Origin of the sequence: Xanthomonas albilineans (genome assembly GCF_002939705.1) — a bacterium.
Classification (GTDB): Bacteria; Pseudomonadota; Gammaproteobacteria; order Xanthomonadales; family Xanthomonadaceae; genus Xanthomonas_A; species Xanthomonas_A albilineans.
In genome coordinates, this window is the sequence record NZ_MDCB01000014.1 from 76,025 (window position 1) to 102,991 (window position 26,967).

General features: G+C 64.4%; 27 protein-coding genes. 10 read left to right on the top strand and 17 right to left on the bottom strand.

What is annotated here, in order from left to right:
* Positions 1-156: 156 nt before the first annotated feature.
* Positions 157-990, top strand: coding sequence for a peptide chain release factor N(5)-glutamine methyltransferase (gene prmC, locus XalbCFBP2523_RS12685; protein WP_045765243.1), 834 nt, complete (start codon positions 157-159; stop codon positions 988-990).
* 127 nt (positions 991-1,117) lie between these two features.
* Entirely contained in the window at positions 1,118-2,059 is a 942-nt protein-coding gene (pip, locus tag XalbCFBP2523_RS12690) for a prolyl aminopeptidase (RefSeq protein WP_045765244.1), read from the top strand.
* A gap of 93 nt (positions 2,060-2,152) precedes the next feature.
* On the opposite strand, the gene XalbCFBP2523_RS12695 is transcribed toward pip, so the two are convergent.
* The 4 genes from XalbCFBP2523_RS12695 to XalbCFBP2523_RS12710 form a co-directional block, all read right to left on the bottom strand.
* Positions 2,153-2,950, bottom strand: coding sequence for an N-formylglutamate amidohydrolase (locus tag XalbCFBP2523_RS12695; protein WP_045761695.1), 798 nt, complete (start codon positions 2,948-2,950; stop codon positions 2,153-2,155).
* Positions 2,943-3,494, bottom strand: a complete 552-nt coding sequence (locus XalbCFBP2523_RS12700) for an NUDIX hydrolase (protein ID WP_045758719.1) — start codon at positions 3,492-3,494, stop codon at positions 2,943-2,945. The genes XalbCFBP2523_RS12695 and XalbCFBP2523_RS12700 overlap by 8 nt, the downstream gene beginning before the upstream one ends.
* Before the next feature lie 119 nt (positions 3,495-3,613).
* A complete protein-coding gene (locus tag XalbCFBP2523_RS12705) occupies positions 3,614-4,537 on the bottom strand; it encodes a 5'-3' exonuclease (protein WP_045765245.1) in 924 nt (307 codons plus the stop codon).
* Complete coding sequence (locus XalbCFBP2523_RS12710) at positions 4,534-5,109, bottom strand: nitroreductase family protein (protein ID WP_045765246.1); 576 nt, start codon at positions 5,107-5,109, stop codon at positions 4,534-4,536. Before XalbCFBP2523_RS12710 ends, XalbCFBP2523_RS12705 begins: the two co-directional genes overlap by 4 nt.
* Positions 5,110-5,639: 530 nt before the next feature.
* Between XalbCFBP2523_RS12710 and XalbCFBP2523_RS12715 the strand changes: the two genes are divergently transcribed.
* Both XalbCFBP2523_RS12715 and XalbCFBP2523_RS12720 read left to right on the top strand, forming a co-directional pair.
* Positions 5,640-7,916, top strand: coding sequence for a DUF1631 domain-containing protein (locus XalbCFBP2523_RS12715; protein WP_045765247.1), 2,277 nt, complete (start codon positions 5,640-5,642; stop codon positions 7,914-7,916).
* 176 nt (positions 7,917-8,092) lie between these two features.
* On the top strand, positions 8,093-9,175 hold the full coding sequence (locus tag XalbCFBP2523_RS12720; protein WP_045765248.1) for an NAD(P) transhydrogenase subunit alpha: 1,083 nt from the start codon (positions 8,093-8,095) through the stop codon (positions 9,173-9,175).
* Between the two features lie 7 nt (positions 9,176-9,182).
* Here the strand turns inward: XalbCFBP2523_RS12720 and XalbCFBP2523_RS12725 are convergent, their stop codons facing one another.
* The 3 genes from XalbCFBP2523_RS12725 to XalbCFBP2523_RS12735 are packed head-to-tail and all read right to left on the bottom strand — an operon-like array spanning position 9,183 to position 10,647.
* Complete coding sequence (locus XalbCFBP2523_RS12725) at positions 9,183-9,674, bottom strand: DUF3106 domain-containing protein (protein WP_045765249.1); 492 nt, start codon at positions 9,672-9,674, stop codon at positions 9,183-9,185.
* Positions 9,675-9,679: 5 nt separating this feature from the next.
* On the bottom strand, positions 9,680-10,093 hold the full coding sequence (locus XalbCFBP2523_RS12730) for a hypothetical protein (RefSeq protein WP_045765250.1): 414 nt from the start codon (positions 10,091-10,093) through the stop codon (positions 9,680-9,682).
* A complete protein-coding gene (locus XalbCFBP2523_RS12735; protein WP_230599244.1) occupies positions 10,090-10,647 on the bottom strand; it encodes an RNA polymerase sigma factor in 558 nt (185 codons plus the stop codon). Before XalbCFBP2523_RS12735 ends, XalbCFBP2523_RS12730 begins: the two co-directional genes overlap by 4 nt.
* A gap of 171 nt (positions 10,648-10,818) precedes the next feature.
* Here XalbCFBP2523_RS12735 and XalbCFBP2523_RS12740 point away from each other — a divergent pair, with 171 nt between their 5' ends.
* Entirely contained in the window at positions 10,819-11,130 is a 312-nt protein-coding gene (locus XalbCFBP2523_RS12740; RefSeq protein WP_045756707.1) for an NAD(P) transhydrogenase subunit alpha part 2, read from the top strand.
* Positions 11,131-11,260: 130 nt separating this feature from the next.
* Positions 11,261-12,703, top strand: a complete 1,443-nt coding sequence (locus XalbCFBP2523_RS12745) for an NAD(P)(+) transhydrogenase (Re/Si-specific) subunit beta (protein ID WP_045765252.1) — start codon at positions 11,261-11,263, stop codon at positions 12,701-12,703.
* 36 nt (positions 12,704-12,739) lie between these two features.
* Here the strand turns inward: XalbCFBP2523_RS12745 and XalbCFBP2523_RS12750 are convergent, their stop codons facing one another.
* Entirely contained in the window at positions 12,740-13,159 is a 420-nt protein-coding gene (locus tag XalbCFBP2523_RS12750; RefSeq protein ID WP_045760403.1) for a hypothetical protein, read from the bottom strand.
* Between the two features lie 106 nt (positions 13,160-13,265).
* Here XalbCFBP2523_RS12750 and sufT point away from each other — a divergent pair, with 106 nt between their 5' ends.
* Both sufT and XalbCFBP2523_RS12760 read left to right on the top strand, forming a co-directional pair.
* Positions 13,266-13,817: a putative Fe-S cluster assembly protein SufT gene (sufT, locus tag XalbCFBP2523_RS12755; RefSeq protein WP_045760404.1), complete on the top strand. Its 552-nt coding sequence runs from the start codon at positions 13,266-13,268 to the stop codon at positions 13,815-13,817.
* 135 nt (positions 13,818-13,952) lie between these two features.
* Complete coding sequence (locus XalbCFBP2523_RS12760) at positions 13,953-15,032, top strand: branched-chain amino acid aminotransferase (RefSeq protein ID WP_045765253.1); 1,080 nt, start codon at positions 13,953-13,955, stop codon at positions 15,030-15,032.
* 129 nt (positions 15,033-15,161) lie between these two features.
* Here the strand turns inward: XalbCFBP2523_RS12760 and XalbCFBP2523_RS12765 are convergent, their stop codons facing one another.
* The 3 genes from XalbCFBP2523_RS12765 to wrbA all read right to left on the bottom strand — a co-directional run bounded on the left by XalbCFBP2523_RS12765 (position 15,162) and on the right by wrbA (position 16,686).
* On the bottom strand, positions 15,162-15,647 hold the full coding sequence (locus XalbCFBP2523_RS12765; protein WP_012915028.1) for an asparaginase domain-containing protein: 486 nt from the start codon (positions 15,645-15,647) through the stop codon (positions 15,162-15,164).
* Between the two features lie 77 nt (positions 15,648-15,724).
* A complete protein-coding gene (locus XalbCFBP2523_RS12770; RefSeq protein WP_012915029.1) occupies positions 15,725-16,093 on the bottom strand; it encodes a DUF2069 domain-containing protein in 369 nt (122 codons plus the stop codon).
* Positions 16,090-16,686 carry an NAD(P)H:quinone oxidoreductase gene (gene wrbA, locus XalbCFBP2523_RS12775; RefSeq protein ID WP_012915030.1) on the bottom strand — a complete coding sequence of 199 codons (597 nt, stop codon included), beginning with the start codon at positions 16,684-16,686 and terminating at the stop codon, positions 16,090-16,092. The genes XalbCFBP2523_RS12770 and wrbA overlap by 4 nt, the downstream gene beginning before the upstream one ends.
* Positions 16,687-16,762: 76 nt before the next feature.
* Between wrbA and XalbCFBP2523_RS12780 the strand changes: the two genes are divergently transcribed.
* Both XalbCFBP2523_RS12780 and XalbCFBP2523_RS12785 read left to right on the top strand, forming a co-directional pair.
* Positions 16,763-18,037 carry a YihY family inner membrane protein gene (locus XalbCFBP2523_RS12780; RefSeq protein ID WP_045761698.1) on the top strand — a complete coding sequence of 425 codons (1,275 nt, stop codon included), beginning with the start codon at positions 16,763-16,765 and terminating at the stop codon, positions 18,035-18,037.
* A complete protein-coding gene (locus tag XalbCFBP2523_RS12785) occupies positions 18,034-18,639 on the top strand; it encodes a TlpA family protein disulfide reductase (protein WP_045765254.1) in 606 nt (201 codons plus the stop codon). Before XalbCFBP2523_RS12780 ends, XalbCFBP2523_RS12785 begins: the two co-directional genes overlap by 4 nt.
* Before the next feature lie 101 nt (positions 18,640-18,740).
* On the opposite strand, the gene XalbCFBP2523_RS12790 is transcribed toward XalbCFBP2523_RS12785, so the two are convergent.
* From XalbCFBP2523_RS12790 to hemA, 6 genes are all read right to left on the bottom strand, one after another.
* Positions 18,741-19,085 carry a helix-turn-helix domain-containing protein gene (locus XalbCFBP2523_RS12790; protein ID WP_045765255.1) on the bottom strand — a complete coding sequence of 115 codons (345 nt, stop codon included), beginning with the start codon at positions 19,083-19,085 and terminating at the stop codon, positions 18,741-18,743.
* Between the two features lie 13 nt (positions 19,086-19,098).
* Positions 19,099-19,617: a molybdenum cofactor biosynthesis protein B gene (gene moaB / locus XalbCFBP2523_RS12795; protein WP_045765256.1), complete on the bottom strand. Its 519-nt coding sequence runs from the start codon at positions 19,615-19,617 to the stop codon at positions 19,099-19,101.
* 310 nt (positions 19,618-19,927) lie between these two features.
* Positions 19,928-22,033 (bottom strand): glycoside hydrolase family 6 protein, encoded by a 2,106-nt coding sequence (locus XalbCFBP2523_RS12800; RefSeq protein WP_045765257.1) that lies wholly within the window; start codon positions 22,031-22,033, stop codon positions 19,928-19,930.
* An 839-nt stretch (positions 22,034-22,872) separates the two neighbouring features.
* Positions 22,873-24,582 carry an O-linked N-acetylglucosamine transferase, SPINDLY family protein gene (locus XalbCFBP2523_RS12805; RefSeq protein WP_045765258.1) on the bottom strand — a complete coding sequence of 570 codons (1,710 nt, stop codon included), beginning with the start codon at positions 24,580-24,582 and terminating at the stop codon, positions 22,873-22,875.
* A 22-nt stretch (positions 24,583-24,604) separates the two neighbouring features.
* A complete protein-coding gene (gene prfA, locus XalbCFBP2523_RS12810) occupies positions 24,605-25,690 on the bottom strand; it encodes a peptide chain release factor 1 (protein WP_045765259.1) in 1,086 nt (361 codons plus the stop codon).
* Complete coding sequence (gene hemA / locus XalbCFBP2523_RS12815) at positions 25,668-26,951, bottom strand: glutamyl-tRNA reductase (RefSeq protein ID WP_045765260.1); 1,284 nt, start codon at positions 26,949-26,951, stop codon at positions 25,668-25,670. The genes prfA and hemA overlap by 23 nt, the downstream gene beginning before the upstream one ends.
* Positions 26,952-26,967: the final 16 nt, after the last annotated feature.

Here is a 26,967-nt window from a genome sequence, read left to right on the forward strand (position 1 = left end):
TAATGGAATTAAATAGATAGATATTTCCTATCGTTATTCAAGTCTGGCTCTTTGCTGCACTGCGGTGACGCCATCGTGTGCTGCCCGGCAGGTGCAGGTAGCGGAGAGGGTTCTACCACGTTGGCTTTTCCAGCTCGCTGGGTCATCGTGATACCGATGAATGCGCCCACTCCCGAGTCCCTGCTGCGCGCGGCCTGCACCCAGGTCGCGCGTGGCGATGCCGAAGTCCTGCTGATCCATGTCCTGCAGCGTGACCGCGCCTGGCTGTTCGCGCATGCGCGCGAGCCACTGTCGGCGGAGACGGTGGCGGTATTCCGAGGGCTCGTGGCCCGGCGCGCGCAGGGCGAGCCGCTGGCTTACCTGACTGGCCGGCGCGGCTTCTGGACCCTGGATCTGGCGGTCGGCCCGGCCACCCTGATCCCGCGTGCCGATACCGAACGTTTGGTGGAACTGGCGCTGGAGCGGTTGGACATGCAGCCGGGCCGCCGCGTCGCCGACCTGGGCACCGGCAGCGGCGCGATCGCGCTGGCGCTGGCCAGCGAACGTCCGCGGGCGCAGGTGCTGGCGACCGATCTCAGTGCCGCGGCGTTGGCGGTGGCCGAGGCCAACATGCTGGCGCACGGTCTGCACAATGTGGCCTTCGCGCATGGCGCCTGGCTGGTGCCGCTGGCCGGGCAGCGTTTCGACCTGATCGCCAGCAATCCGCCTTACATTGCCGCCGGCGATCCGCATCTGACCCAGGGCGACCTGCGCTACGAACCGCTGAGCGCCTTGACCTCCGGTGTCGATGGGTTGGACGACATCCGGCAGATCGTCGCCGGCGCACCGGCGCACCTGCGGGCGGGCGGTTGGTTGCTGCTGGAGCATGGTTGGGACCAGGGCAACGCCGTGCGCGCGCTGCTGACGGCTGCACGCTTCATCGCAGTGGAGACTTACCAAGATCTAGAACTCCGCGATCGGGTCACACTGGGTTGTTGGCCGCTTGCATGAGTGGCGGTACAGGTTCTGCCCTGGCATGTCCAATGCGTGGTCTGTTGATTGCCGAAGACGCGCGCCGTGGCAGCGCACGCGACGCGGCGGTCCATAGGTAGAATCGGGATTTTCCGCAGGAGTCCCCATGCGCACGCTGTATCCCAAGATCGAGCCGTTCGATAGCGGCCTGTTGCCAGTGGACGCGCGCCACACCCTGTATTACGAACAGTGCGGTAACCCTGGCGGCAAGCCGGTGCTGGTGCTGCATGGCGGACCAGGTGGTGGTTGTAACGCCAAAATGCGTTGCTTCCACGATCCGGCCAAGTACCGCATCGTGTTGTTCGATCAGCGCGGTTCCGGCCGCTCTACGCCGCATGCGGATCTGGTCGATAACACCACTTGGGATCTGGTTGCCGATATCGAGCGATTGCGCGAGCACCTGCGTATCGATCGTTGGCAGGTGTTCGGCGGCAGCTGGGGGTCGACCCTGGCATTGGCCTATGCGCAGTCACATCCGCAGCGCGTGGCCGAGTTGGTGTTGCGTGGCATCTTCCTGCTGCGTCGTTGGGAGCTGGAGTGGTTTTATCAGGAAGGCGCCAGCCGGCTGTTTCCGGATGCATGGGCGCACTATGTCGGCGCGATTCCACCGGTGGAACGTGCCGATCTGATTTCCGCGTTTCATCGGCGCCTGATCAGCGACGACCAGGCCATCCGCCTGGCGGCGGCCAAGGCGTGGAGCGTGTGGGAAGGGGCGACCAGCTTCCTGCATGTGGACGCCGATTTCGTCGATAGCCACGAAGACCCGCACTTCGCGCTGGCCTTCGCGCGCATCGAAAATCATTACTTCGTCAACGGCGGTTTCCTGGAAGTGGAAGACCAGTTGTTGCGCGATGCGCACCGCATCGCCGATATCCCCGGCGTGATCGTGCACGGTCGCTACGATGTGGTCTGCCCGCTGGCCAATGCCTGGGATCTGGCCAAGGCGTGGCCGAAGGCGCGTTTGGAAATCACCCCGGCATCGGGTCATTCGGCCTTCGAAGCGGAGAATACGGATGCGCTGATACGTGCGACCGACTCTTTCGCCTGAGCAGCATCCGGGAGTCCGCGACGATGCTCCGAGAGGGCGATGGTGCAGTGGTGGTGCAATCGCGCTGGTCGGTTGTTGCTGTGTGTATCGGGATCAGGCTATCGCCAGCAGTTGCGGCTGCAGCGTCGTCAATATCCGTGCCAGACGTTGCGCCCAGGCGTGCTGCCCTGCGTCGTCGGCGATCAGGTCCTGGCGGATTTCCAGCTCGGCATGCAGCAGGCCGCGGCCTTCGCCGTGCACTGGGACGGCGTAGTCGCTGGTGTCGCTGACCGCATAGGGCGCGTTGTCGCCGATGATTAGATCGCCGGCTTCGCGCAGCGCTTGCAGCAATGGATGGGCGAAGCGCGTGTCGCGGTGGTACAGCACGCCGGCATGCCATGGCCGCGATACACCGTGCATGACCGGAGTGAAGCTGTGCATCATCACCAACAGGGTGGGACGCGCGCTCGCGCGCCGTGCATCCAGCTCGGCGGCGATGCGCGCGTGGTAGGGCGTATGCACTGCGGCGATGCGCTGCTGCCGCTGCGCGGCCGATAACCCTGCATTGCCCGGCACTACAGTGCCGTCGCTGGTCTCGGCAATCAGCGTCGGTGATGTCAGCGGACGATTGCAGTCGATCAGCAGGCGCGAATACGTCTGTTCGATCGCCCACGCGTCCAGCAGCGTGGACAGCGCACGGGTGACGCCGACGATGCCGATGTCCCAGCCGATGTGCCGGTCCAGTTCGTGCTGGGGCAGGCCCAGGTTGGCCAGGGCGCGCGGCACGGTCCGACCGGCATGATCGGCCAGCAGGACGAATGGCGAGGTGCCCTGTGGGCGATGGATCGCGAAGACGTCCGGGTCGTCTGCACCGAGCAGTGGGGTTAGCTGTGCCGGGGCGGGTTCAACCACGCGCAGTGCCGTCGAGGTGGTGTTCGATCATCCACAGGCCTGCCCACAGTTTCGGGTCCAATGCGTAGCCTTCGTCCATTTTCTGTACCAGCCACGCGGCGGCGCGTGCGCGCGGCACCGTGTGCACGGTGATGTCCTCGTTGGCGTCGCCGCCGCCATCGCCGACCTTGCGCAGGCCGGTGGCGCGGACGAAGGCGATTTTTTCGCTGCTGGCGCCGGAGGAGGTCGGGCCGATCATCAGCACTTCGGCATGCGCGGCAGTCCAGCCGGTCTCTTCCTCCAGTTCGCGCACCGCCGAGACTTCGATCGATTCTCCGGCGTCGATGTCGCCGACCAGACCGGCCGGCATCTCGATGGTGTGCGTCTGCAGCGGCACGCGGAATTGTTCGACGAACAGCACTTCATCGTCCGGCGTCACGGCAATGATGATCGCCGCCAGTCCGCCTGCGTGCACGCGTTCGGAGTATTCCCAGGTGCCGCGCACCACCATGCGTTGGTATTTACCTTCGTAGACGATGCGGGGCGGGGAGTCGTGGCGGGTCATGGGCAGCTCGCGGGTCATAGAGGAAGAAGACGCCGATGCGCACGCGACGCTGAGGCGCTTTTGTGCAGTGTAGTGCCAGTGCTGTTGCGGCGTTGCGCGCACCGCGCGGCGGTGGCTGCTCAGTTGGGCGTGGTCTCCAGGCCGGCCGCCTGCAGCAGCCTGCGTCGGGTCAGCGGCCCGAAGCGCAGTGCCTCGCACAGTCCCAGCAGGATGTCGGTGTCGGCTGTGCCACGGGTGAATTGGGGCGTGGCCATGTGCAGCGGCGCATCCAGTGCGATGGTGGTCAGCTGCCGCCATCGCAGTGCGTGTTGGCCTTGCTCGCGCAGGCGCACAGCCATCTGCGCCGCGCCACGCAGGCGCAGGAACGCCACTTCGTCGACCCGTGCCAACAAGGTGTCCAGATCGCCGAAATGCGCCAGCAGGATCGCGGCGGATTTCGCGCCGATGCCGGTGATGCCGGGGATGTTGTCGATCGCATCGCCGCTCAGTGCCAGGTAGTCGGCAATCTGCTGCGCATGCACGCCATATCGTGCCTTGACTCCGGATGCGCCCCAGCGTTGGCCGCGCCCGTAGTCCCACTGTTCGTCGCACTCCAGCAGTAACTGCGACAGGTCTTTGTCGGCGGATACGATCACGCCGTGAAAACCGTCGCCGCGCGCGCGGTGCAGCGCGCTACCGATCAGGTCGTCGGCTTCGTAGTGGTGGTCCGCCAGCACGCACAAGCCCAATGCCGCGCACAGCGCCTTGCAATGGGCGAACTGTCGCCGTAGCGCATCCGGCGCTGGTGCGCGGTTGGCCTTGTATGCGGGGTACAGACGATGTCGGAAGCAGGTGTCCAGGGCTTCGTCGAACGCCACCACGATGTGCTGCGGGCGCTCGCGTTCGAGCAGGTCGAGCAGGAACCGGGCGAAGCCGTGCACGGCGTTGGTCGGCCAGCCCTGCACGTCCTGGAATTCGTCGGGAATCGCATGCCAAGCGCGGAAGACGTACAGGCTTGCGTCGATCAGGTACAGCGGCCGCGAGGCGGGCGTGGCCGGGTTCACGGTGTCCAGTCGCTGAGCAGCCGCCGCGGATCGGGACGCTCGCGCTCCGGTGCTTGCATCTGCGCCGTTCCTAGATGGATGAAGCCAGCAATGCGTTCGTGTTCGGCCAGGCCCAGGCGTGCGGCCACCGCGTCGTCGTAGGCCATCCATCCGGTCAGCCATTGGGCGCCGAAGCCGTAGGCCTGCGCCGCTTGCAGCAGCGCGAAGCATACCGAGCCGGCGGTCAGCCATTGCTCGATCTCCGGCACCTTGTGTCCGCGTTGCAGGCACGCGATCACCGCGATCACTACCGGCGCATGGGCGAAGCGTTGGCGATCCTTTTCCACCGCCGCGGCCGGTGCGGCGGGATCGCGCTGCAGGCTGCGCTCGGCGAGGAAGTCGCCCAGCGTCAAACGCGCCTGACCGGCGATACGCAGGAACCGGAACGGCACCAGCTTGCCGTGGTCGGGGACGCGCACGGCCGATTGCAGCATGGCCAGCAGCGTCGCCGCGTCCGGTCCTGGTTCGCCCAATTGCATGGACGGTACCGAACGCCGTGCATCCAGCGCTTGCAGCGAATGAACTGTGTGCATCTGGTTTGAATCCGATTGGGCCGATGCAAATTATAGTCCTTCGCCGACAGGCATCAGTGGATCTGGCCGTGGCACCACCGTCGTGTTGCGTTGCCGATTAGTTGCTCGCAGACGAATGGCCTCTGATGGGATTGCATCGATTGCGACGGCCGCGTGCGGCTTGGCATGCGCCATGGCGTGAACTCGATTGGCGCGCGTTTCATGTGCGGCAATCGTCGCGTCCGTTGTCTGTGTGTCGCTTCTGCCGAGGGGCGCGATGATGGTGCGGTTTGGGCGGCTGAAAAGGATGGGGTGTCGAGGCAGAGTGCCTGGTCCGTACAGGTCTATTCAGGCAAGACTGTCGCCACGATCACGCAATTACAGTCTGGAATCATGGTGAATATCACGTTCCGAGTGGGAGATACTTCTTGTGAAACAGTTGACGTTCATGTGGTATGCCTACTATGAAAAACTAGGGTCAGAGGTCGTGTCCGTTTGCCTTCTGTCTTCACTTCTGTCGAGTGCCGTTGACGGCGCGGAGCCATTTCGTAATGAGTTTCAGCCCCAGCCCGCACGCAGACGCCGCGCGCCATCCGAGCCTGTTGGCGCAGGCGCGCGAGGGCATGTTGCCCGTGCTGGACACCGCGTTTGCAGCGGCACTGACGCATTTCGACGATGTATTGTTCGACCGTGCCGAAACTGCTGGTACGTCGCAGTTGCTGTTCTTGGATGGTATGCGCGAGTTGCGACGCCGTCGTCAAGACATCGCCGCGCGCTTCCGTGCACAACTGCAGGCGGCTTGGCAGGCACTGGAAGCGGGTGCGCCGCTTTCGGCCGAGGTGGCCATGGCCGGGTACGAACACAGTTTGAGCCTAGTGTCCGAGCACGAGCTTGAGTTGCGATTGGCGGTGCGCAACCTGGCCAGCGTACTGCTGCGCGAATGGAAGTCGGTACTCGGTCGCATCGACCGTCGCCTTGGCTGGATCGCCGGTGGTCTGGAACTGGATGCCGACACCAATCCGGTTGGCCCCGAACATATCGGTGTCGCCGTACACGCGGCATTCTCCAATAGCGATCTGGAGCCGGAGGTGCGCCTGCTGCTGATCAAGTTGTGTGAGCGCGATCTCGCCGTCGCGATCGGTCAGCTCTACCAGGAGTTGGACGACCGTCTTGCCGAGGCCGGGGTGATGCCAGAGATACCGCGCCCACCGCCGCCGCCGAAACATCCGGCGCACCACGACGTGTCAAACGTTCAGGCCGACGCCGAGGGTGACGATGACGCGATCTATGCCCCGGCCTGGGCGAGACGTTTTGTCAAACGTTGGTCCGAGCGTCGCGGTAGTGCGCAGGCCGCCACCGGCGATGGGACTGCACACCTGCCCGAGGACGCTCAGGACGTATTGCTTGAGGCGTTGCAAGATCTTTTGCAGAAGACCCGCAATGCGCGCGATACCGCCACCTCGGCGGCACGCACTGCAGTCGGCCAGCAGCGCGCGCTTAGCCCGCGCGAGATGATGTCGGTGTTGTCATTGTTGCAGGCCACACCCAGCGCTACGCAGCGTGCGGTGGTCGGCGACGACAGCGAGTCGCTGGCGCATCGGCTCAAGAGCGAGATGTTGTCCACTGTTGCTCAATGTGGCCTGGACCCGGCGGATGCGCGCCTGGATCCGGTGGATGAAGATGCCATCGACTTGGTTGGCATGCTGTTCGACGTGATGCTCGACGAGCGTGAACTCGACGGTCGCTCGGGCGAGTTGATCGGGCGGCTGTTGGTGCCGCTCGTCAAGGTCGCGCTGCTGGATCGGCGGATGTTCGTGCAGAAAACGCATCCGGCGCGGCGCTTGCTCAACTCGCTGACCGAGGCCTGCGAGGGCAACACAGGCGAGACCCAGAACGAGCGCGTGCTGATGGTCAAGGTCGAGGAGATCATCGAGCGGCTGCTCGCCGAATTCAACGAGAACCTGGCGATCTTCCTGACCTTGGAAGAGGAGTTTCGCGAGTTTCTGGCCCAGCATCGGCGTCGCGTCGAAATCGCCGAACGTCGTGCCGCCGAGACTCAGCGAGGCCAGGAAAAGCTGGAACTGGCGCGGCAGCGCGCCGAAGCCGAGTTACAGGCGCGCCTGCACAATCGACAGTTACCGCAGGCACTGGAGGATTTTCTGCGGCGGCCTTGGCAGCACTACTTGACCATGGTCATGCTGCGTGAATACGCGGATAGCCCCAACGTGCGCGAGGCCATCGCGCTGGCCGATGGCATGCTGGAAGAAGCCGCCGAAGCGCAACGGCATATCGTCGGCAGACCCTGGCTGCAGGCTTGGCAGGAGCCGCTGTATAAGATCTTCGCCAGCGTTGGCTTACATCCGGAAGCGGTCACGGCGGCATTCGATGCGCTGCACGACACCTTGCGGGCGGTGGCCGAACTGCGCCCGGAACTGGAGCGTCGGTTGCCGGAACTGCCGCAGTTGGCGCTGCCGCAAGCGCTGGCGCAGGAGGTACAGCCGGTGGAAGTGGCCGCGCCAGAGGCTTTGGACGATTTCGACAGTGCCGACGCCGACCGTTTCCGCGCGATGGACACCGGCACTTGGCTGGATTTCGTCGACCGCGACGGCAATGTGCAGGCCGGTAAGTTGTCGTGGGTGAGCCCGATCTCGTCGCGGCTGTTGTTCGTCAACCGTCGTGGCGCGCGGTTATGCGTGGCTTCGCCGGAGGAATTAGCGCTGATGGTGCGGCTCGGTCGCCTGCGCAATCATGACGATGATGGCGCTTTCGACAGCGCTTTGCAGTGCGTCGTCGAACGGCTCGATGCGTGCAGTGTCACCCTGCATTGAGTGACCGCGTCGAGCGAACGTCTGCCCGGGTTCCGTTCCGCGATTGCCTCACTTGGCGAGTCTGCGTTTCCGTCTCTTCCGCACAGGCATCTTCATGCCGCTCGCCAACCGCTGCGATCATGCGCTGGACCCTGTAGCATCGGCACTGGACTGACGGGCAGCGCACGGGAAATCGCATGGCAGTGCAGGTTTTGGTAGTGAAGGAGTCGGCGCCGGGCGAGCGCCGCGTGGCGGCGACGCCTGAAACGGTGAAGAAGTTGTGCGCGCTGGGCGCCCAAGTGCGGATCGAGCCGGATGCCGGTGCGTCGGCGGGCTTCGTCGATGCCGCGTATCTCGCCGCCGGTGCGCAGCATGCCGATGCCGAGAGTCCAGCGCAGGCGGATCTGGTGTTGTGCGTGCAGCCGTTGCCGGTCCAAGCGCTGGAACAACTCAAGGAGGGTGCCGGTGTGGTCGGCATGTTGCAGCCGCAGGCCGATCCAGCGCGCGCCGCGGCGCTGCAGGCGCGACACCTGGTCGCGTTCCCGCTGGAGCGCTTGCCGCGCACCACTCGCGCCCAGGCGATGGATGTGCTCAGTTCGCAGGCCGGCATGGCCGGTTACAAGGCGACGCTGATCGCTGCGCAATTGGCGCCGCGCTTCTTCCCGATGTTGACCACCGCGGCCGGCACCATCCGTCCGTCCAAGGTGCTGGTCGTCGGTGCCGGCGTGGCCGGCTTGCAGGCCATCGCCACAGCCAAGCGCCTGGGCGCGCAGGTCGAAGGCTTCGATGTGCGCCCGGAGACACGCGAGCAGATCGAATCGTTGGGCGGCAAGTTTCTCGACCTAGGTGTCAGTGCAGTAGGCGAGGGCGGTTATGCGCGGCAACTCAGCGATGCCGAGCGTGTCGAGCAGCAGCAGCGCCTAGCCGAACACCTCAAAGGTATCGATGTAGTGGTGTGTACCGCCGCAGTGCCGGGACAGGCGGCGCCGAAGATACTCAGTGCCGAGATGGTCGCCGGTATGCGGCCCGGCAGTGTGGTGGTGGATCTGGCCGCCGAGACGGGCGGCAACTGCGCATTGACTCGCCCTGGCGAGACCATCGAACACGGCGGGGTGATCGTCGCCGGGCCGCTGCATCTGGCCAGCATGGGCGCCGTGCATGCCAGCGAGATGTATGCGCGCAACGTCTACAACTTTGTCGCGCTGTTTCTCAAGGATGGGACGATTGCCTACGACTGGAACGACGAGTTGCTGGCGAAGACGCGCTGGCATCCTGCCTGAGCGCCGCCTATGGAAGCGGTCGTGCGGGATCGGGCATAGGCGCGCTCGCACCGATATTGGCTTTGATCCAGGCCGTACGTTGTGCAGGAGTCATCGCGTCCAGGCGGTCGCGCAGCGTCTTGCGCTGTGCTTGCGGTAGCGTGCGCATGTACGCGAATAGTGCCTGTGCTTCCTCGCGTTGTTGCGGGGTCATGGCTTCGTAGCGGCGTGCGCCTTCGCGCGCGTGCGCGCGCTGCTCCGGGGTCATCGATTGCCAGCGCTGGGCATGCTCGAACATCCGCTGCCGTTGTGACGGGGCATCGTTCCAGCGTTGGCGCAGCGGTGCGATCAACAGTTCGCGCTGTTGCGGACTCAGGTGCTCCCAGTCCGGTAAGGGAGAGCCGGACTGGGTGTCGACGACGGCGGGAGCTGGTGGCGTCGGCGGTGTGGCGCAGACGGCAGGTATCACGTGACTGGCCAGTAGCGTGAGCGCCAGGGAAAAGCGGATCGGGCGATTCATCGAATTTATTCCATTGCCAACGCGGTATCGGAGCCCAACCACAGGTACAGGTCGGGGTTTTCGTCCAGTATGCCGGGAGGCGTGGTCTCTTCGGCGTCGCTCGTCATGGCGGCGAACGTCGTCGATGTCGATGTCGTTGCGTTGGCGGCCGTGGCGGAGGCGGAGGCGGTTTCCGGTGCCGATGGTGGCTGCAATAGTTGTTGCACGCCCAGCACAACGCCGAGTAGGGCCGGCGCCGCCGCCAGCAGCCAACCCAGGCGCCGGGTGTGCGAGCGCTTGGCCTGGTCGAGGTGACCGGCTTGCTGGCGCGCGGCGCGCAAGCGGGCAAGGGTCGATGCAGGCAGGGCCTGCAGTCCAGCCTGATGGAGGGCACGCATCCGTGCGTCGAAGGCGGCGGAGCGGGTGGGGTCGGATGTCATCGCAGATCCTCCAGATGTTTCTGCAGCGCCTCGCGGGCGCGCGACAGATGGGTTTTGACCGAGCCTTCGGAACAGCCCATGGCATGGGCGGTGGTGGTCACATCGAGCTCTTCCAGTACGCGCAAGGTGAAGGCTTCGCGCTGTCGTGCCGGTAGCGTGCGCAATGCGGCCACCAGTCGCGCATGGGTTTGCCGTTGCTCGTGCTGTTGGGCCGGATTGGGGCTGTCGTCGGCCCATTCCGGGAAGTTGTCCGCGTCGCGGTCGCTGGCCGGTGCCCAGAAGCGCAGGCGGAAATTGCGGCGACGCTGCAGGTCGATGATGCGCCTGCGCAGGATGCTCCAGAACAGCGGCGTCCACTCCTGTGCCGGCCGCGCGCGGTAACTCAGCAGTTTGATCATCGCGTCCTGCACCGCGTCCAGCGCATCCTCGCGCTGGCGCAGGCCGGCTTCGGCGAAACGGAACGCGCGTGGTCCGATGTCGGCCAGAAACGCTTCCAACGATGCCGGTGCCGGACGCGTGGCGGCATCGTCGGCCTCGGGCAGCGGCGGTAGCAGGGCAGGGGGACTCACCAGCACAGCTTAGCTTCCTGACGGAGGGGTACCTTGGTAAACGCATCGCAGCGGTCACGGTTGACAGCGCGATGTCGTCGCGGATGTCATCGCACAACGGTTCAGCAGGTGGTTATGATGCGGCGGACGGGCGTGGTGCCCTGGAGAGCGAATACGATGAACGATGGGTTCGTGGCCTTGTATATCTTCATGCTTGCGGCGATCGCAGGCCATGTGATCATTTCGCGGGTGCCGGTGATCCTGCATACCCCGTTGATGTCCGGTTCCAACTTCATCCATGGCATCGTGCTGATCGGTGCCATGGTGGTGCTTGGTCATGCCAATACGCCATTGGAGAAAGTGCTCGGCTTTGTTGCGGTGCTGCTTGGTGCCGGCAATGCCGCTGGTGGCTACGTGGTGACCGAACGTATGCTCGACATGTTCAAGTCCAGCAAACCGGACCCGCACAAGACCAAGGCGCAGGATTGATGTGTGGCGCTGGCGCAGTATCGCAATGCGGGCCTGGGGTGCATTGGCGTTGCTGCCTGGCTCCGCGTTGGACCTGCTTTTCCGCTTGCCGCCGTGCGAGTAGATGTTCTTCTCCGGAGAGTAACTGCTGATGGAACTGTTGCCGATCCTCATCAAGAGCAGCTACTTGGTGGCTGCCACGCTGTTTTTGCTTGGCCTGCAGCGCATGGCTTCGCCCAGAACCGCGCGCAGCGGCATCCACTGGGCGGGCAGTGGCATGCTGCTGGCGACCGTCGCCACTTTTCTACTGCCGGGTCTGCATAATTTGCCGTTGATCGTGCTGGCAATCGTGCTCGGCACCGGCGTGGCCTGGATGTCGGCCAAGAAGGTGGCGATCACCGACATGCCGCAGATGGTGGCCTTGTACAACGGCATGGGCGGCGGCTCGGCGGCGGCGATCGGTGCGGTGGAACTGTTGCGCTATGCGTTCTTGATGCATCGCGATACCACGTACTGGAGCGCGGATGCGATCGCCGCATTGGCCGCGCGTCATCCCGGTGCGATCACACTGGTGCTTGCGGTGGTCGGCTCGGCGATCGGCGCGGTGTCGCTGTCTGGCTCGATCGTCGCCTGGGCCAAGCTCGATGGACGCCTGGACAAGCGCGTCGTCTTCCCAGCGCAGCAACCGTTCAACCTGCTGGTCTTGGTGGCGATGTTGGGTGTGGGCGGATGGGCGGTGGTGAGCCTGAGTCCGCTGGCGATCCTGGTCTTCTTCGTGCTGGCGCTGGCGCTGGGGGTGTTGATGACGCTGCCGATCGGCGGTGCCGACATGCCGGTGGTGATTTCGTTGTACAACGCCTTCACCGGCCTGGCGGTGGCGTTCGAAGGCAATGTGCTCGGCAACGAAGCGCTGATCATTGCCGGGATGATGGTCGGTGCGGCGGGTATCCTGCTGACCCGTTTGATGGCCAAGGCGATGAACCGGCCGATCCGTGGTGTGCTGTTCTCCCACTTCGGTGGTGGCGGTCAGGCGCAGGCGATTGACGGGAGTCAGAAACCGATCGAGGCCGACGACGTTGCAGCGATGATGGCCTACGCCGAACGCGTGGTGATCGTGCCCGGTTACGGGATGGCGGTGGCGCAAGCCCAGCACAAGATCTGGGAGTTGGCGCAGCGGCTGAGCGAGCGCGGGGTCAAGGTGAAGTTCGCGATCCACCCGGTGGCCGGGCGCATGCCGGGGCATATGAACGTGCTGCTGGCCGAAGCCGGCGTGCCCTACGACCTGATCGCCGATATGGACGACATCAACCCGGAGTTCGCCAGCACCGACGTGTCGCTGGTGATCGGCGCCAACGACGTGGTCAATCCGGTCGCTAAGACCGATCCGGCCAGCCCGATCTACGGCATGCCGATCCTCGATGTGATCGCCTCCAAGCACGTCATCGTGATCAAGCGCGGCAAAGGGACTGGCTTCGCCGGCATCGAGAATGCGCTGTTCTACGCCGACAACACGCGCATGTTGTACGGCGACGGCGCCGAGGCCGCGGGTGCGCTGGTCAGTGCACTGAAGATGCTTGATGGTGGCGGACACTGAGCGTTGTCGGTACCGCGCGTCCTGCCGCGCTCGTCCTCAGCGCGCGCTGAAGTAGGCCGTGCCCACGCCGATGCACAGCCACAGCAGGTCGCCGGGGCGATTGGCCAGCACGGTCAGGGTCCAGGCGTACTGCGCGCCCATCTTGAGCGCGGAATCCCACACGTTCAGGCCCAACGCTGCGCCTATTTGCGCGGCGGCGATGCCCCAGTTGGCGGCAACGATCACCAGCACGGTGGCGATCACGGCCACGGCGGCGCGCAGCGTGCCGCGCGGTAACGTGCCCACGCGCAGCATCCAGGCGATCTCCAGCGCGACCAGGACCGCCATCCATCCCGCCTGATGACCCAGCGACAATGCCGCCACCAGCCAGGCGATCAGGGCGGTGAAGCAGCCCAAGCCGAGCAGCAAGGGCCATAGCCAGTGCGCGGGCCTGGCCGGCGTTGAGGAAGGCGGCATGGGAGATTCCTTAAGAATCCATACAGGATACTCTTCGGCGTGTGCGCCGCGCGCTCGGATACACTGCACGACTTGCAGCGGCGGGCTCGGCCCCCATATCGCCTTCATGTACTCACGCAGTAGCGAACCTGTCCAATTCGAACGCGATTGCGCGGCGGTGATGGTGCCGCAGGGCGACGCGGTGACCCTGCCAGCGGGCAGCTATGGCTACATCACCCAGGCGCTGGGCGGCAGCTACACGGTATTCGTGGAAGGCAACCTGTTCCGCATCGCGGGCAAAGATGGCGACGCCATCGGCAAGGAGCCGCCACCGGGCCTGGAACTGCCCGAGGATGCGGGCGACGAGCAGGTCGAGACGCTGATCTGGCAGCAGTTGCGGACCTGCTTCGATCCCGAGATTCCGTTCAATATCGTCGATCTGGGGCTGATCTACGACGTGGCGGTGCGGCCGCGCGAGGATGGCAAGCGCACCGTCGAGGTCAAGATGACACTGACCGCACCGGGCTGCGGCATGGGCGAGATCCTGGTCGACGACGTGCGCAGCAAGTTGGAGATGGTCCCGACCGTGGCGCAGGCCGACGTCGAGCTGGTCTTCGATCCACCGTGGGGCCGGCATATGATGTCCGAGGCCGCGCGCCTGGAAACCGGTATGCTTTGACCCGCGCAGGAGGCGTCGCGCCGTGTTCGTGTGCGTGGACAAGGCGTCGCCGTTGCGATCGATTCACGCCATGCACAGGCGATGGCCGTTCCTCGACTACCATAGCAATCCCCGGTGCCCGCTCCCGAGCCGTCTATGCACTTTAGCCAGATTCCGTCCACCGCCGCGCGCAGTGCCGAGGAGCGTGCGCGCATTCTCGCCGCGCCTGGGTTCGGTCACTTCTTCACCGACCACATGGTCGCCATCGCGTGGAGCCGCGAGCAGGGCTGGCACGACGCCCAGGTCCGCGCCTATGGCCCACTGGCGCTGGATCCGGCCGCCTCGGTGCTGCACTACGGCCAGGAGATCTTCGAAGGCATCAAAGCCTACCGGCATGCCGATGCTTCTATCTGGACCTTCCGCCCGGAGGCCAACGGCAAGCGTCTGCAGCGCTCGGCGCAGCGTCTGGCGCTGCCAGAGTTGCCAGTTGAGTTGTTCGTCGAGTCGCTGCGGCAGTTGATCGCGGTCGATGCGGCGTGGGTGCCTTCGGCGCTTGAGACCAGCCTGTATTTCCGGCCGTTCATGATCGCTACCGAGGCGTTCCTGGGCGTGCGTGCGGCACACCAGGCCGGCTACTACGTCATCGCCAGCCCAGCTGGCGCCTATTTCGCCAAGGGCGTGGCGCCGGTGGCGATCTGGCTATCCACCGACTACGCGCGCGCGGCCAAGGGTGGCACCGGCGCGGCCAAGTGCGGCGGTAACTACGCCGCCTCGCTGCTGCCGCAGCAACAAGCGCAGGCCCAGGGCTGCTCGCAGGTGCTGTTCCTGGACCCAGTCGAGGGCAAGTATCTGGAGGAACTCGGCGGTATGAATGTGTTCCTGGTGATGCGCGACGGCAGTCTGGTCACGCCGGCGTTGTCGGGCAGCATCCTCGACGGCATCACCCGCGACAGCATCCTGCAATTGGCGCGCGACCGCGGCATGCCGGTGGTGGAACGCCAGGTCAGCATCGACGAATGGCGCGAGGGCGTGGCGTCTGCTGAGATCACCGAGGTCTTCGCCTGCGGCACGGCCGCGGTGGTGACGCCGATCGGGCAGTTGAAAGGCACGGATTTTTCGGTCGGCGATCTGAGTGCGCCGGCCGGCCCGGTGACCTTGTCGTTGCGCCAGGAGTTGACCGATATTCAGTACGGTCGCGTGGCCGATCGTCATGGCTGGCTGGTCCGCCTGGATTGATGCGCGTGTAGGCGACGACGTCCAGGTAGCTGCCAAGCGTTTCTGGTCCAATACCTCGGATTTTTCGGCGGCGCATGCGCGCGATCCGGCGCTCTGATTGCGTCGATGGCCTTCGGATATCGCGGTTGCTCAGATGGCTTCGAAGCGATTTGCAGCCACGTTCTTGCGCACCTTCTGCGGATCCCATATCTGCCCGTTCATCGCGATGTAGACCCCCGGCGGCAGCGATTGCACCGCGCCGACCGCGCAGCCGATATTGAACTCGGCGTCCGAGCCGCGGAAGCGCGCCGGATTCAGCGCGCCGGTCATCACGATGGTTTTGTTCTGGAGCGTCTGCAATGCCTTGCCGGTCTGCACCATCGAATCGGTGCCGTGGGTGATCAGCACATGGCGGGCCGATTGTGCGGCCACGGTGGCGCGGATCAGTTCGCGGTCGGCATCGGTGATGTGCAGCGAATCCTTGCGCAGGATCGGGATCACGCTGAAACGGAAGGTCACGCCCAGTTCCTTGAGGATCTGACCGATCTGCGGGTCGCCGATCTGATAATCGGACTTATCGTCGAAGTAGATCTTGTCGATCGTGCCGCCAGTGGTGACGATCAGGAGTTGTTCCATTGCCGTTCCTCACGCATGCCCGAGCGCGTTCGCTGTCGCGCAGGTCGTCATGATAATGGGTGTGCCGATGCGCTCGCTCAGGCGCCTTTGTCGCGGTGTGCAGTTGCAGCGCGTTTGTGCGCGAAGCGTGCGCGGATGCCAGGTGCACTGGACAGGCCCACCACGAGCACTGCCAGCAACAGTTCGATCCAGCCGAAGCCGCGCTGCGTCGGTCTGCTCCAGGCGATCATGACTCCATGGCTGAACCACAGCAGCGCCGCCACGCCGCTCCAGAAGCGTGCCAGTGCCGCGCCGCGCAGCACGCCGATCAGCAGCAACAGCGGCGGCAGGGCGAAGACCACCAACACAGCCAGGCGCTGGCGATCGTCGTAGAACCAGACCGCGAATAGCGTCGCCAGCGCCAGCAAGGCTGCGCTCAGCGCGAGATGCGGGCGTAGCGTGTTCACGCGCCGCTCAACCGCTGGGCGATGTCGGCCAGACGCCGTCCCAACGCACGCGCCAAGTGCGCTTCTTCCTCGCTGGGCTGCGGGTCGTCGTCGGCGCCAGCGACATGGCTGGCGCCATAGGGCGTGCCGCCACTGCGCGTGCTGCTGAGCAGCGGTTCGGTATAGGGAATCCCGACGATCAGGCAGCCATGGTGCAGTAGTGGCAGGTGCATCGACAGCAGGGTCGCCTCCTGGCCGCCATGCTGCGAGGCGGTGGAGGTGAAGACCGCCGCGGGCTTACCGGCCAGGGTGGCGCTGGCCCACTCGGCGCCGAGTCCGTCGATGAAGTGTTTGATCGGTGCGGCCATGTTGCCGAAACGGGTCGGGCTACCTAGCGCCAAACCGACGCACTCGTGCAGGTCGTTGGTGCCCACGTAGGGTGCACCGCTGTCGGGGACCGGCGGCGCGCTGGTCTGGGTGACCGCGGCTACCGGCGGCACCGTGCGCAGGCGCGCGGCCATGCCGGGCACTTCGTCCACGCCACGCGCGATGTGCCGGGCCAGGCGCGCCACCGAGCCGCCACGGCTGTAGTACAGGACCAGAATCTCGGCCATGCGGCCCTCCCATGCGTCAGAACGGACGCCAGTATCGACGATGCCGACGTCCACGCGCATCGGGTACCCTTGCCAGATGCAGCCATTGGATACTGTCAATCTCTGGACCGAGCGCGTCCGCGATCACGCGCGCATGCGCAGCTTTGCCGCTTTTTTGTGGCAGCGTTTCCTCGACGATCGCCTGTTCCAGGCGGCGGCCTCGCTGGCCTATACCACCATTTTCGCGCTGGTGCCGTTGGCGGTGGTGGTCTTCGGGGTGTTGTCGGCATTTCCGGTGTTCAACGAATGGAGCGACCAGCTCAGCGATTACATCTTTTCCCATTTCGTTCCGGCGGCGGCGCGTTCGGTGGAGGCGTATCTGCGCCAGTTCTCCGCCAGCGCCGGGCAACTGACCACTGCCGGCGTGATCGCGCTGATGGTGTCGTTGCTGATTACCCTGCACAGCATCGAGCAGACCTTCAACCAGATCTGGCGCGTGGTGTCGGCCCGGCCGCAGTTGAGTCGCTTCCTGGTGTACTGGACGGTGCTGACCCTGGGCGCGTTGCTGGCTGCGGCGTCGCTGGCGGTGTCGGCGCGGTTCTTCGCACTGCCCTTGTTCAAGACCAGCCAGGGGCAGTGGCTGGCGCAACTGGTGCTGAGTATGGCCCCGGTGCTGATCGAGTGCATCTGCATCACCTTGGTGTACCGGGTGGTGCCGCACCACACGGTCAGGTTGCGCCATGCGCTGCCGGGCGCATTGCTGGCAGTGGTGTTACTGGAACTGGTGAAGTGTGGGCTGAGTCTGTATCTGGGTGGTTTTCAGTCTTACCAGCGTATCTATGGCACGGTCGCGTTCGTGCCGATTTTCCTGCTGTGGATCTACATGAGCTGGATCGCGATCCTGCTTGGCGCGTCGGTGTCCTCTTCGATTTCCGCGTTTCGCTATCAGCCGGCGTCGATGCGGCTGCCCGCCGGCTATGAGATCTACGGTTTACTGCGTCTGCTCGGGCGTTTTGTGCAGGCGCGCAAGCAGGGCCTTGGCTTGCAGCAAGAACGGATTCTGCAACTGGAGCCGATGCTTACCGATGCATTGGTGCAGCAACTGCTGGGCGAGCTGGAACGCATCCGTCTGCTCAGCCGTACCGAACAGGGGGACTGGATCCTCGCCCGCGATCTGGCCGAGGTGCCGTTGGCCGAGTTATACGAGAATTGCCAGTTACGCATCCCTATTGTCGAAGCCTACCTGCCGTGTCGCGACGACGCCCTCGGGCAGGCGGCTTGCTGTGCGTTGGACCAACTGCGCCTGCCACTGCGCGAAACGCTCAAGCGCCGTGTCGGTGACCTTTATCCCGAGATCGGAGACCTTGCATGACTGCCTTGCGCATCTTGTTCCCGCTGTTCGCCACCGCCGCATTGTTGACCGGTTGCAATCGGCAGCCGGCGCCCGCACGGACCGATGACCGCGCCACCAGCGCATCTGCGTCGCCTTCGGCCGCGCCTGCCGCACCGCCGGTGGCCGGGCCGGAGGTGGTGCAGCAGACCCGTGCCCAGCCTAGGCTGAAGATGATGGCGGTGGACGGTCACGTATACGATCTGGCCGCGCATCGGGGGCAATGGGTGGTGGTGAATTTCTGGGCCACCTGGTGTGCGCCGTGCCTGAAGGAGATGCCGGAGTTGTCGGCGTTGCACGTGATGCGCGACAACATCAAGGTCGTGGGGTTGGCTTACGAAGACATCGAGCCGGCGCAGATGCAGGCATTCCTGAAGCAGCATCCGGTGGCGTATCCGATCGTCATCGTGGACACCTATAAACCGCCGGCCGATTTCGCTACGCCGCGCGGATTGCCGATGACCTATCTGATCGGCCCCGATGGCAAGCTCGTCAAACAATTCCTGGGGCCAGTCAGCGCGCGCGACATCGAGACGGCGATTGCCGCAGCCGGTGGGCCGGCGCCGGGCAAGGCCGCGGGTTGATGGTTCCTAGCAGCCACGGACTTTATTGCGGTGCCGCTGTAGAGCGGTAAAGCGATTGGCTGCGGACGGCATGATCCGCGCATTCCACTGTTCGCGTTAGTTTACTTATTGCCGCCGCTGCGCTTGCGGGTGCCGGCCATACTGCGTGCCACTTCCAATAGTGCGGCTTGCTGGCGGGTGTCGAGGTTGCGGAAGGCCACCAACAAATCGTGCTCGCCACGGGTGCGTGCGGGATCCAGTTGGTTGGCTAGTTCGCCGAGCAACGCGCCGGCAGGAACGCCGAAGGTGCGCGCCAGCGCATTGAGTTGCGTGCGGCCGGGCATTTTCTCGCCGGCCATCCACGCCTTCACGGTGGTCGCGCCGGCGCGTGGGATGGCCGCGGCGATGTCTGCGGCGCTCATGCCGCTGGCCTTGGCGAGCAGGCGCAACGTGGTGTCCAGAGGCATGCGGGTCTCCAGTTCATTCCTTCAGCCGCGGGCGCAGCGTGGCCAGGTTGCAAGGGCGGGTGCGGGCATCCAGTTGCGCGGCGATGATCTTGTCCCAGGCGGTGCGGCAGGCCGAGGTGGAGCCGGGCAGGCAGAACAGGAAGGTGGCATTGGCCAAGCCGGCAAAGGCGCGCGATTGTAGCGAGGAGGTGCCGATCTCCTCCACGCTGATCGCACGGAACAGCTCGCCGAAGCCGGGCATCTGTTTGTCCAGTAGCGGTAGTAGTGCTTCGGGTGTGGAGTCGCGGCCGGTGAAGCCGGTGCCGCCGGTGACCAAGATGCCATCGACTTGCGGATCGGCGATCCAGGCCGACACGACCGCACGGATCCGGTAACGGTCATCCGGGAGCAGTTCGCGTGCGGACAGGCGGTGGCCCGCTGCGCCGAGTGCCGACACGAGATAGTTGCCCGAGCTGTCCTCGGCCAGGGTGCGCGTGTCCGATACCGTCAGCACGCACAGGTGCAATGGGATGAAATGGGCGTTGGCGCTCATGCCTTCAGCCTAGCGGTTCGCTTGGTTGGCGTACAGCCTGATGTTGGCGGTGTTCGCGTCGGCTTGCCATACATTACATTTGCTGAAGTGGGCGCTGGCGATGATCTTCCTGTCGACATGACGTGGCGGCAGGGCAGTCTCGCGTCGGTGCTAATTTTGAATGATTGGCCGTGGAACGTAGGACGAGGCGATCCCCGTTACGGGGTTCGGAAGCACGAACGGCAGCGTCGCAAGACGCTGCCGTTCGCGGTCACCACGCGGTGCGTGGTGACGGTCTTGCATGACCTCGCTAGATCAACGCGGCGAGGGATTAGTTCGAACGCGTGGCGCAGAAGCCGAGTGTGGTGGTTTGCTGAGGGTCCACGTAACGGTTCCAATCCATACCACTGACTTGGAGGGATTGGACGGCGCCGGAGGCATCGGTATTAGGCGTCCACATGCCACTCCATAGATTGATATTGCTACTGCTGACCTTGCCGAGAATTGGCACAGTGATGTTCCACTGGGCTTTGGTGCTGCCTCTCTTATTGGTCACCGAGATGGTTTCGCAATAGCCGGCACCCCAGTCGCTATTGACGGTGTACTGGACGTCGAAGGGATTGGCGGTGGAGCCGCCGCCACCTGTGGAGCCGCCACCACCCGTGGAGCCGCCACCACCCGTGGAGCCGCCACCACCTGTGGAGCCGCCACCACCTGTGGAGCCGCCGCCACCTGTGGAGCCGCCGCCACCCGTGGAGCCGCCACCACCCGTGGAGCCGCCACCACCCGTGGAGCCGCCGCCGCCTGTGGAGCCGCCGCCACCCGTGGAGCCGCCGCCACCTGTGGAGCCGCCGCCACCCGTGGAGCCGCCGCCACCCGTGGAGCCGCCGCCACCCGTGGAGCCGCCACCACCCGTGGAGCCGCCGCCACCTGTGGAGCCGCCGCCACCCGTGGAGCCGCCACCACCCGTGGAGCCGCCGCCACCTGTGGAGCCGCCACCACCCGTGGAGCCGCCACCACCCGTGGAGCCGCCGCCGCCGGTGCTACCACCGCTAGTGGAACCGGGGATCGCCGGATAGGCGTTCTGGACCAGCATGACGAACTGATTGTGGAACCATCCGCCAGAGATCGGGGAATTGGGCAGTGCGCCTGTCAACACACCATCCGGTGTTGTGTATCTCTCATCGCACATCCCATCAGCGCCTTTGCCTTGATCGTTCGGGATGTATCTGCTGGAGCCGTCCGAGACGCCGGGCTCTTTGATGTGAACAAAAGCATCCACATGTGGGAGAGGTGCGGTAGTCGGAGGCGCGCCCATGCCTGCTCCACTTGGATTGCACCAATTGCCACGAGCAAGGCGTTGATCCACACGACCGGAATTGACATACGTGTTGACATCGTTTCCGCTGGCGGATGTCGGGCGATTGGGGCCGCCCCAGCCGTTGCGGCTGGTGTCGATGAGGAATCCGATCTGGCTTGACCAACCTGCGGAAACGAAGTTGTTATATAGCGTTTGCACATAATGGTTTTCGTCGAAAATGGGATTCCATTGGTAGAACGAGGACGATCTGAGCGGCTGCCCACCCACATTCATATCGGAGTTTGGTAGGTTCGGTTCGGTGGTTGGCGTCGTATTTGCGGTATTGGTGGCAAACCCATCGATACTGGCAAGGCCCGCCGTGGTGTCTTGAAAGATCCGAGTATACAGAGGGATGGTTTTGTCCATATTGTTGGGCCATCCCAGCCAGCCGCTATGCGCGATATCCAGATAATTGTATGTATTTGGAATCGCATGAAGCTTATTGATGGCGTATTTGATGGCGGCTTCGTAAATGCCTGTGGAGGAGGCTTGGCCGCAGGCCGGGGTGCTCAAGTTGGTGACGAGGTTCGGCAAGCTGTCTGGTTCGACAACGTTGACGATGCGCAAATCTTTGTATTGTGGATCTGCTAGGATCCCGGCGATGACATCGATATATTCAGTTTTGTAGCGGGCCAGCGCGTCTTGTGTCAAAGGCAGCTCGCCATTGGAGGACAGTGCGTGGCAGTCGCGTCCAGGCATGTCATAAATGACAAGTCCGACTAGCATGGTCTGGCCGGCTTTTTTCTGCGCCAGGGCGGAATTCAGATGATCTCTCAGGCCAAGCAGCCCAGCGTTTTTAGTGCCGCCATAGATTGCGCCGATCGAGTCGAGCCAGACGAAGGTTTGGTAAGTCTTGGCCGTTTGCATTTTTGCGATCAGCGTAGGGTCGCTGACCTTCGCAATCGACGAGTCGATATCCACGGTGTAGTCTGGATTCACATAACTGGTCGCGCCGACGAACGGGTTGTCTACACGAGATTGAGCGTGAGCGGACAGGCTGGACAGTAGGCATACGCTCAATAATGACGCAGTCGCTTTGTATTTCAAGCGATTACCGGTGGATTTAGATGTTTTCATCGTCGTCTCTCTATTTTAAGGTGTTATAAGGGTTGTTATTTATTGCGAGCATGGCGTAGCGCTTTGGCTGTTTCGATCACTTTTTGGATGACCCCCTTAGCGATTGGTGTGTAGAGGAATAAAATTTTGGCGTAGCAGTCCCCGAAGCGCAGCCGATAAATGGATCGGGCAGCCCTGGTCAGTTGGATGTTTTGTATTCAGTCGTTTCTTAGGAAACTATTAAGATGAACGAACAATCTGCTGTTATTCGCTTTACTGGCTCTCAAGAAAAAAGTGGATAGACCGCTGATGCGGGTCATCGCCGGAGACGCGTATCGTCACCAGGGTGTTTTCGGGATGAGTTTCTCTTTGTGCTACCAAATATGCTTTTGAGAAGAGGCATCAATGCGGCAAGTGAACAAGAGAAGCGGGCCTACATGTCACGAGGCTTTAATGCCTTGCTTGTTTCGAGCAGAAGATCAATTTCGAGATGCTGCATTCTGTGAGCAGGCTCAAGGAATGAATTAAGCTTGAATACAAACTGATGAAGTGCTTATCAGTTACCCAAAATAATGTGACGCCAGATACCGAACGAGTGGCGCAATACATGTTTACTGGTGAAACCTTTACGCTAAATCGGGGCCCGATAATGCTTACCCTTGCGTAAGTGCGCAAACGGCCAGGTGTGAAAATACCTCTCCGGCGTCGCTGCAGCGAAGAAAGGATGGGCCGCGCGACCGCAATTTGCGCCAGTGACTATCGGATGGAGACGAGCTGGATGTCAGGGGATTGCTTGCACAGTGCAAGGCGTTTCAGGCGCTGTTTTGACAGGCTTGCTGCCATGCCGCGTGTGCGTCAGCTCACGCGGCATGGCGCCACCCATGCTCACGCGCCACTGCGCGCAGGAGTGCGGCGAAATCTGCGGCAAAGCCTTGCATGTCGAACAGGCCGCTGCTTGCGCGGCGTTGCCGCAAGCGTTCGCGTAGGACGTGCAGCGCGCTCGGGTCGCGTCCCAGGCGCACCGCCGTGGCGATGAAGGCGTCATCGTCGACCACGTTCATGTCATCCATGTCTAGGTGGTGGTTGAGGCTGCCGGCCACGCGTGCGGCGAAAGTGTTGCCGGGGCAGGTGAGCACTGGGCAGCCGGCCCACAGTGCGTCGGAGGCGGTGGTGTGTGCGTTATAGGGATATGTATCTAGAAAAAGATCGGCATGCCGGTAGCGTGACAGGTATTCGGGGTGCGCCAGTTTTGGCATGAAGCGTAAGCGTGTCGGTTCCAGATCGGCTTTGCATGCGGCCTCGCGTAGCCGCGCATCCGCTTGGCCGGGACCTGACAGCAGCCAGAGCACGCTGTCCGGCACCTGACGCAGCACCGCCAGCATCCGTGCCATGCTGCGTGGACTCAGTTTGTAGCTGTTGTTGAAGCAGCAAAACACGGTACCCGCTTCGGGCAGGCCGCAGTCGTGCCGCGACGGCGGGGTTCCCACGTGGCGGGTGGTGTCGGATGGCTGGAATGCACGCGTTAGCCGCAGGACCCGCTCGCTGTAATGTGCAGTGAGTGGTGGTGGCAAGGCGTAGCCATCAGCGATGACGTAGTCCATCCATGGCGCGCCCGATGTACCAGGGTAGGCGAGCCAGTTGATCTGCACGGGTGCCGGACGCAGCGCCAGCACCTCGGGCGTGCCGCCGCCGCCCCAGCCGCGCAGATCGAGCAGTACGTCGATGCCGGTTTCGCGGATACGCTGGGCGATCGTGCGATGCGCTTGCGCGATCACGCTGTGCCAGGTGTGCGCCGCCGCCTGCAGGCGGGCGCGGATTGTGCTGCGGTCCTCGCCGTTCAGGGCGAACAAATGTATCTGTAGGTCCGCATGCGCGCGCAGGTGTTCGAACAGGGCCACGGTCAGCAGGCCGGTGGGATGGGCGCCGAACCCGTTGGACAGAAAGCCGATCCGTAGCGGGCCGTGTTGGCGCACCGCCGTGGTCGGCAGCGGCGTCAGCGTGCGTGCCAGCGCCTCGGCGCGGTTGCGCGCGCAGCGCAGTTGCTCGGCCGGGGCGGCGTCCTCGTTGAGGAAGGCGAACGGTTCGATCGTCGGATGTCCCTGGCGCACGGCGGCACGGACTTGCTGCGACAGCGCGTCGAGATCGCGCCAGTCGCACAGTTTGCGTCGCCAGTTGAGCAAGTGCGCGACAATCGACGGTTCCTGCGGCAGCAGCGCATACGCATGCGCATAGGCATGGGCGGCGTCTTCCGCCTCGCCGTTGTCTTCCAGGGCGTGGCCCAGCCACAGGGCGATGCCGGGATGTTGCGGAGCTTGGTGCAGTGCCAGGCGCAAGGCGTGCGCGGCGTCGGCATGGCGGCCCTGGGTCCAGCGCACCCGGCCCAGCCGCGCCAGAGCCTCCGGATGGCCTGGACGCAGTTGCAGCGCGCGTAGCGCGGCATGTTCGCCAGCGGCGATGGCGCCGGCGCCGAGTTCGGCATCGGCCAGCATCACCCAGGCGAGGAAATCCTGCGGGTCGCGTCTTACCGTCTCGCGCAGGTGGCGCAGTGCGTCGGCGTCGCCGCCGCTCATGTGCGTGCCGGTGCGCGGCGGTTCACGCGCTGTCGCTCAGCCGCGCCAGTGCGTCGACTTGGTGCTCGTGGCTCAGGCGTTCGATCAGCGCATCGAGATCGCCTTCGATCACATGCGGCAGGTCGTACAGGGTCAGGCCCTCGACGCGGTGGTCGGTGATACGGCCCTGCGGGAAGTTGTAGGTGCGGATGCGCTGGCTGCGGTCGCCGCTGCCGACCTGAAGCTTGCGGTCCTGTGCCTCGGCCGCGGCCTGCTTGTTGCGTTCGGCATCGAGCAACTGCGCCTTGAGTCGTTTCAGCGCCTTGTCGCGGTTGGCGTGCTGGCTGCGTTCGGTCTGGCACTCCACCACCACGCCACTGGGTACGTGGGTGATGCGAATCGCCGATTCGGTCTTGTTGACGTGCTGGCCGCCGGCGCCGGAGGAGCGGAATGTGTCGATCTTCAGGTCGGCTGGATTGACCGCGATCTCTTCCACGTCGTCGGCTTCGGGGATGATCGCCACCGTCGCCGCGGAGGTGTGGATGCGTCCCTGCGATTCGGTGGCCGGCACGCGTTGCACGCGGTGGGTGCCGGATTCGAACTTCAATTTGGAGTAAGCGCCGCGACCGACGATGCGTGCGACGATTTCCTTGTAGCCGCCGTGTTCGCCGGGGTTGTCCGATTCCACTTCCACTTTCCATCCCTGGCGCTCGGCGTAGCGCGCGTACATGCGGAACAGGTCGCCGGCGAAGATCGCGGCTTCGTCGCCGCCGGTGCCGGCGCGCACTTCCAAGAACAGGTTGCCGTCGTCGCGTGGGTCGCGCGGGACCAGCAGCAGCGCCAGCTGTGCATCCAGGTCGGCCAGATGGGCCTGCGCGGCGGCGATTTCTTCCTCGGCCAGTTCGCGCAGTTCCGGATCGGCACGCATCGCTTCGGCGGAGGCAAGATCGGCCATGGCGGCGGTTTCCTCGGCCAATGCCGTGGCGACCGGCTGTAGTTGCGCGAATTCGCGCGAGTAGTCGCGGAAGCGCTGGTGATCGCTCACCACTTCGGGGTCGGAGAGCAGGCGTTCGAGTTCTTCGCGACGCTCGGCCAGCGCCTCCAGCTTACGGCGCAGGGTCGGTGTCATCGGGTTTCAGCAGTGGGTGGAAGTAGCCCGGTTTTTCCGGGAACAGGCGTTCGGCGGCGCGTGCCAATTCGCTATCGCCGCGCAGCGCTTCTGCGCGCAGCGCCGCGGTGGGCGGGTGCAGCAGCCGGTTGGTCAGGGTGTTGGCGAGGAAATCCAGTACCTCTTCGGCCGGTTTGCCGTGCGCCAGTTGTTGCCGCGCTTTGGCCAGTACGTCGTCGCGGGTGCTGTCGCCATGCGCGCGCAGGCGCTTGAGTGGCGCCTGACGGGTGCTGGCCTGCAGCGTCTCCATGTAGCGCACGACCTGCAGGTCGATGATCGCCTCGGCGGCCTGGGCCGCTTCGCGCCGGCCGCGGCGGTTGTCCTCGACCGCGCGTTCCAGGTCGTCCACGGTATACAGATAGGCGTCGGCCAGCTCGGCCACGTCGGTCGCGATATCTCGTGGTACCGCCAGGTCGAACAACAGCATCGGTTTGTGCTTGCGCGCGCGCAGCGCCTGCTCGACCTGCACCCGCGTGATCACCGGCGCGGGCGCGGCGGTGGCCGAGAACACCACGTCGGCCTCGTGCAGATGCCGTTCCAGTTCGCTCAGTGGTAGTGCCACGCCACCGTGGCGACTGGCCAGCTCCTGGGCGTGGGCAAGCGTGCGGTTGGCGATCAGCAGGCGCTGCACGCGGCCTTCGCTGAGGTGCTTGGCGGTCAGTTCGATGGTTTCGCCAGCGCCGACCAGTAGCACGGTCGATTCGTTGAGCCGGGCGAAAGCGTCTTGTGCCAGGCGCACCGCGGTCGAGGCCACCGAGACCGGATTGGCGCCGACACGCGTATCGGTGCGGGCGCGCTTGGCGACGGCGAAGGTCTGTTGGAACAGCCGATCCAGACGGTTGCCCATCGCCCCGTGTTCGCGCGCCAGTGCCCAGGCATCCTTGACCTGACCCAGGATCTGCGGTTCGCCCAGGACCATGGAATCCAGCCCGGTGGCGACGCGGAACAGATGCCGCACCGCGTCCGCGTCCTGGTGTTGGTACAGATGACTGTGCAGGTCGGCGGCGTGCGAATTCAGCCAATCGGCCAGCTGCTGCGCGTCGTCGGTGATCGCGTACAGCTCGGTGCGGTTGCAGGTGGACAGCAGTGCCGCTTCGGTCACCTCGGGCAGAGCGCGCAGCGATTGCAGCGCGTGCGGGAGTGCATCGCCAGCGAATGCCACCCGTTCGCGCAGGTCGACCGGCGCGGTCTGATGGTTCAATCCGAGCACCCACAACGTCATCTGTTCAGTCGCTTGC

Excerpts from the sequence above, each read along its gene's own strand:
- XalbCFBP2523_RS12790 (WP_045765255.1), bottom strand. The coding sequence starts at position 19,085 with ATGCCTCTGGACACCACGTTGCGCCTGCTCGCCAAGGCCAGCGGCATG.
- XalbCFBP2523_RS12750 (WP_045760403.1), bottom strand. The coding sequence starts at position 13,159 with ATGCCGCCTTCCTCAACGCCGGCCAGGCCCGCGCACTGGCTATGGCCC.
- XalbCFBP2523_RS12740 (WP_045756707.1), top strand. The coding sequence starts at position 10,819 with ATGAACGATGGGTTCGTGGCCTTGTATATCTTCATGCTTGCGGCGATC.
- sufT (WP_045760404.1), top strand. The coding sequence starts at position 13,266 with ATGTACTCACGCAGTAGCGAACCTGTCCAATTCGAACGCGATTGCGCG.
- prmC (WP_045765243.1), top strand. The coding sequence starts at position 157 with ATGAATGCGCCCACTCCCGAGTCCCTGCTGCGCGCGGCCTGCACCCAG.
- XalbCFBP2523_RS12765 (WP_012915028.1), bottom strand. The coding sequence starts at position 15,647 with ATGGAACAACTCCTGATCGTCACCACTGGCGGCACGATCGACAAGATC.
- moaB (WP_045765256.1), bottom strand. The coding sequence starts at position 19,617 with ATGAGCGCCAACGCCCATTTCATCCCATTGCACCTGTGCGTGCTGACG.
- XalbCFBP2523_RS12785 (WP_045765254.1), top strand. The coding sequence starts at position 18,034 with ATGACTGCCTTGCGCATCTTGTTCCCGCTGTTCGCCACCGCCGCATTG.
- pip (WP_045765244.1), top strand. The coding sequence starts at position 1,118 with ATGCGCACGCTGTATCCCAAGATCGAGCCGTTCGATAGCGGCCTGTTG.
- XalbCFBP2523_RS12720 (WP_045765248.1), top strand. The coding sequence starts at position 8,093 with ATGGCAGTGCAGGTTTTGGTAGTGAAGGAGTCGGCGCCGGGCGAGCGC.
- XalbCFBP2523_RS12800 (WP_045765257.1), bottom strand. The coding sequence starts at position 22,033 with ATGAAAACATCTAAATCCACCGGTAATCGCTTGAAATACAAAGCGACT.
- XalbCFBP2523_RS12725 (WP_045765249.1), bottom strand. The coding sequence starts at position 9,674 with ATGAATCGCCCGATCCGCTTTTCCCTGGCGCTCACGCTACTGGCCAGT.
- XalbCFBP2523_RS12760 (WP_045765253.1), top strand. The coding sequence starts at position 13,953 with ATGCACTTTAGCCAGATTCCGTCCACCGCCGCGCGCAGTGCCGAGGAG.
- XalbCFBP2523_RS12710 (WP_045765246.1), bottom strand. The coding sequence starts at position 5,109 with ATGCACACAGTTCATTCGCTGCAAGCGCTGGATGCACGGCGTTCGGTA.
- XalbCFBP2523_RS12715 (WP_045765247.1), top strand. The coding sequence starts at position 5,640 with ATGAGTTTCAGCCCCAGCCCGCACGCAGACGCCGCGCGCCATCCGAGC.
- XalbCFBP2523_RS12780 (WP_045761698.1), top strand. The coding sequence starts at position 16,763 with ATGCAGCCATTGGATACTGTCAATCTCTGGACCGAGCGCGTCCGCGAT.
- wrbA (WP_012915030.1), bottom strand. The coding sequence starts at position 16,686 with ATGGCCGAGATTCTGGTCCTGTACTACAGCCGTGGCGGCTCGGTGGCG.
- XalbCFBP2523_RS12700 (WP_045758719.1), bottom strand. The coding sequence starts at position 3,494 with ATGACCCGCCACGACTCCCCGCCCCGCATCGTCTACGAAGGTAAATAC.
- XalbCFBP2523_RS12730 (WP_045765250.1), bottom strand. The coding sequence starts at position 10,093 with ATGACATCCGACCCCACCCGCTCCGCCGCCTTCGACGCACGGATGCGT.
- hemA (WP_045765260.1), bottom strand. The coding sequence starts at position 26,951 with ATGACGTTGTGGGTGCTCGGATTGAACCATCAGACCGCGCCGGTCGAC.
- XalbCFBP2523_RS12805 (WP_045765258.1), bottom strand. The coding sequence starts at position 24,582 with ATGAGCGGCGGCGACGCCGACGCACTGCGCCACCTGCGCGAGACGGTA.
- XalbCFBP2523_RS12745 (WP_045765252.1), top strand. The coding sequence starts at position 11,261 with ATGGAACTGTTGCCGATCCTCATCAAGAGCAGCTACTTGGTGGCTGCC.
- prfA (WP_045765259.1), bottom strand. The coding sequence starts at position 25,690 with ATGACACCGACCCTGCGCCGTAAGCTGGAGGCGCTGGCCGAGCGTCGC.